3 protein-coding genes are annotated in these 3,737 nt (G+C 64.9%); 1 reads left to right on the top strand and 2 read right to left on the bottom strand.

What is annotated here, in order from left to right; all coding sequences use genetic code 11:
* On the bottom strand, positions 1–898 hold an 898-nt coding region (locus CXZ05_RS22595; protein WP_102974689.1), incomplete at its 3' end, for an inositol-3-phosphate synthase.
* A 301-nt stretch (positions 899–1,199) separates the two neighbouring features.
* Here CXZ05_RS22595 and CXZ05_RS22590 point away from each other — a divergent pair.
* Positions 1,200–2,666, top strand: a complete 1,467-nt coding sequence (locus tag CXZ05_RS22590; RefSeq protein ID WP_102974688.1) for an MFS transporter — start codon at positions 1,200–1,202, stop codon at positions 2,664–2,666.
* 74 nt (positions 2,667–2,740) lie between these two features.
* Here the strand turns inward: CXZ05_RS22590 and CXZ05_RS22585 are convergent, their stop codons facing one another.
* Positions 2,741–3,685 carry a glucose-6-phosphate dehydrogenase assembly protein OpcA gene (locus CXZ05_RS22585; RefSeq protein ID WP_102974687.1) on the bottom strand — a complete coding sequence of 315 codons (945 nt, stop codon included), beginning with the start codon at positions 3,683–3,685 and terminating at the stop codon, positions 2,741–2,743.
* Positions 3,686–3,737: the final 52 nt, after the last annotated feature.

Genomic DNA, 3,737 nt, shown 5'->3' with positions numbered 1-3,737 from the left:
CCCAGACCTCCAGCTTGTACTCCAAAGACACCGGGGCGTCACCGAAGTTCCGGCCCTCCAGGCGCACGAACGCCCACTTGCGGTCATCGAGCCACTGCACGTAGTCGGACGGGCCAATGTGCACATCCTTCGCAGCCAGCTCGGCCTCAACATTGGAGGTCACGGCCTGGGACTTGGAGATCTTCTTCGACTCCAGCCGGTCACGCTCCAGCATGTTCTTGAAGTCCATGTTGCCGCCCACGTTCAGCTGGTACGTGCGGTCCAGCGTCACGCCGCGGTCCTCGAACAGCTTCGCCATGACGCGGTGCGTGATGGTGGCACCGATCTGGCTCTTGATGTCATCGCCCACGATCGGCACACCCGCGGCCGTGAACTTGTCAGCCCACTCCCTGGTGCCCGCGAGGAACACCGGCAGCGCGTTCACGAACGCCACCCCGGCATCGATCGCGCACTGCGCGTAGAACTCCGCAGCCTCCTGGGAACCGACCGGCAGGTAGCAGACCATCACATCAACCTGGGCGTCCTTGAGGGCCTGGACCACGTCGACCGGCGCCTCGGTGGACTGCTCGATGGTCTCCAGGTAGTACCGGCCCAGACCGTCCAGGGTGTGGCCGCGCTGGACCGTCACACCGGTCGGCGGGACCTCGGCGAGCTTGATGGTGTTGTTTTCACTCGCCAGGATCGCATCGGCCAGGTCAACGCCGACCTTCTTGCCGTCAACATCGAACGCGGCCACGAACTGCACATCATTGACGTGGTACTTGCCGAACTCCACGTGCATCAGACCCGGAATCGTGGCCTGGGGGTCGGCATCCCGGTAGTAATGGACACCCTGGACCAGCGAAGCGGCACAGTTACCCACGCCGACGATAGCTACACGAATCGGATTTGAAGACACACGGAACTCCTTTGGAGGAAAAGCTGTTGCGGGGAGCGGCCGAGGATGGCGGAGCTGCCGCCCTCCATCTTCCCCTGCATGCCGCGCCGGGCGCCATGCCATGATCGGGCGGTTGCGCCTACCCAAACGGATAGGCGCAACGCCTGGGCCACCCCTAGGTGTGGCGCCCGAGTCATGTTCTTGACATTGAGTTGTGAGCTAACGCACTCTGTTGCATAACCCGAAGCCTGTTGATTACTGCGGAACACTAGAGGTTCGCACGTGTTTGCGCACCCCCGCCAAAATTCAGTAAGGAACCTGTATGACGATCAAAGGTGATGTCACTACCGATCACGACAGCAAAGATAGACAGTACTCCCGCCGGCTCACGGCGTCCGACATCAATGTCGTGGACCAGCGGATGCTTAAGAAGGCCCTCGGTGGCACCATCGTGGGCAACACCATGGAGTGGTACGACGTCGGCGTGTTCGGCTATCTGATCACCACCATGGGGCCGGTGTTCCTGCCCGAAGCGGACAGGACAGTCCAGACGCTGTTCCTGCTCGGCACCTTTGCGGCAACTTTCATTGCCCGCCCGATTGGCGGCGTCGTGTTCGGCTGGCTGGGGGACAAAGTAGGGCGCCAGAAAGTGCTCGCCGCGACCCTGATGCTGATGGCGGCAAGCACCTTCGCCGTCGGCCTCCTGCCCGGCTACGCGCAGATAGGCGTCTGGGCGGCCGCGCTGCTGGTTCTCCTGAAGCTCGTGCAGGGCTTCTCCACCGGCGGCGAGTACGCCGGCGCCACCACGTTTGTGTGTGAATATGCCCCTGATAAGCGGCGCGGCTTCTTCGCCAGTTTCCTGGACATGGGCTCCTACATTGGCTTTGCCCTGGGCGCTGCCACGGTCTCCATCCTGCAGGTCACCCTCGGCGAGGCCACCATGGAGGAATGGGGCTGGAGGCTGCCATTCCTGGTGGCCGGGCCGCTGGGCCTGATCGCCGTCTACTTCCGGAACAAGATCGAGGAATCCCCGCAGTTCCAGGCAACCCTTGGCACGCAGGAGGCAGCCGCCAGCGAAGCCGCCGCCAGCGATAAGGCTGTTGCCAGCGGCCCGGTGGGCATCATGAGAACCTACTGGCGGCAGATCCTGCTGGCCATGATCCTCGCCGGCGCTGCCAACACCGTCGGTTACGCCCTGACGTCGTACATGCCGACATACCTGACCGAATCCAAAGGCTACGACCCCGTCCACGGCACGCTGCTGACCATTCCGGTCCTGGTGGTAATGTCACTGTGCATCCCGCTCACCGGCAGGCTTTCGGACCGCATCGGCCGGCGTCCGGTGCTGTGGATCGGAGCCGGAAGCACCGTTCTTTTTGCCGTCCCCGCGTTCATGCTGATCGGAATCGGGGACGTCTGGTCCACCCTGGCGGGCCTGTCCCTGGTAGCCTTCCCCGTCACGTTCTACGTGGCCAACCTAGCGTCAGCACTTCCGGCGCTGTTCCCCACCTCAAGCCGCTACAGCAGCATGGGCATCGCCTACAACTTCTCCGTGGCAATCTTCGGCGGAACCACGCCATTCCTGGTCCAGGGCCTGATCGCGGCAACCGGCGATGACATGGCCCCGGCCTACTACCTGATGGCGACGTCTGTCATCGGGGCGATCGCCATCTATTTCCTTCGTGAATCCGCCGGCCGCCCACTGCCTGGCTCCATGCCGAGCGTAGACACGGAAGCCGAGGCGCAGGAGCTCATCGCCTCCCAGGACGTCAATCCAATGTGGCGCTAGCCGCGCTTTAGATACAGCAGCGTGCCCCCGTCGTAGCAACCGACGGGGGCACGTCCTTTTAAGTCAGCCTCTTATTAGACCAGCGCCAGCAGCGGCGCATCCTCCCAGTCCCGCACCAAATCGAGCGCTCCCAGCACAAGGCCGAAGGTGCCGTCGGGGTCGAGGCGGCGGAGTTCTTCTGCGAGGCAGTCGCGGAGGCTGCGTCGTGGGAGGGAGATGCGTTGTGCGGGTTGGCCGGGTTGGGTGAGTTCGGCGATGGAGAGGCCGGGGCGGAAGAGTTGGACGTCGCCGCTGGTGCGGGTGAGCCGGACCCGGCGGATGCCGGTGCCGGCGGGGTCCGCGACGATGGTGACGGGGGCGTCCAGGGACAGGGTCAGCCAGGCTGCGAGCAGGATGGTGGACGGTGAGTCCGAGGCGCCTTCGACCGCGACGGCGGTGACGGGTGAGGTGTCGGTCTGGTCCAGGACGGCGGCGAGCTGGATGCGCCAGTTCGTCAGCCGGGTCCAGGCGAGGTCGGTGTCGCCGGCCTTGTAGGTGTTCCGGATGTTTTCCAGGGCAACCTGGGGTTCGGCCTCGTTCGCCGAGTCGGTGATCCGGCGGTGCGCGATCCGTCCGATCGAGGTTTCGGACGCGTTCTTCGGTGCCCCGTGCGGCCACCAGGCCACGATCGGGGCGTCGGGCAGCAGCAGCGCGGCCACGAGGGACTCGGATTCCTCGGCGAGTTCCCCGAAGCCGCGCAGCACGATGACCTCCGAGGCGCCGGCGTCCCCGCCGACACGGATCTGCGCGTCGAGCCGGTTCGGCGCGGACGAGCCGGCGTCGGCGAGCACGATGATCCGGCAGGGGTGTTCGCGGCTGGCCTCGTTCGCGGCCTCGATCGCTTCTTCTTGGAGCCCGGATTTGGTGACCACCACGAGGGTGAGGACCCGGCCGAGCGCGATCACCCCGCCCTGCTCGCGCAGGGACTGGATTTTCTTGGAAACCTTCGAGGTGGTGGTGTTGGGCAGGTCTACGATCATGGCCTTCTCCAGGTGCGTCCGTCGCGGGCTAGCAGCTCATCGGCCGAGGCCG

The sequence above is a fragment of the Arthrobacter sp. AFG20 genome, from assembly GCF_002892795.1.
Lineage (GTDB): Bacteria > Actinomycetota > Actinomycetes > Actinomycetales > Micrococcaceae > Arthrobacter.
This window is presented reverse-complemented; position numbering and strand designations above follow the sequence as displayed.

Coding starts and splice junctions, on each gene's coding strand:
- CXZ05_RS22590 (WP_102974688.1), top strand. CDS start 1,200: ATGACGATCAAAGGTGATGTCACTACCGATCACGACAGCAAAGATAGA.
- CXZ05_RS22585 (WP_102974687.1), bottom strand. CDS start 3,685: ATGATCGTAGACCTGCCCAACACCACCACCTCGAAGGTTTCCAAGAAA.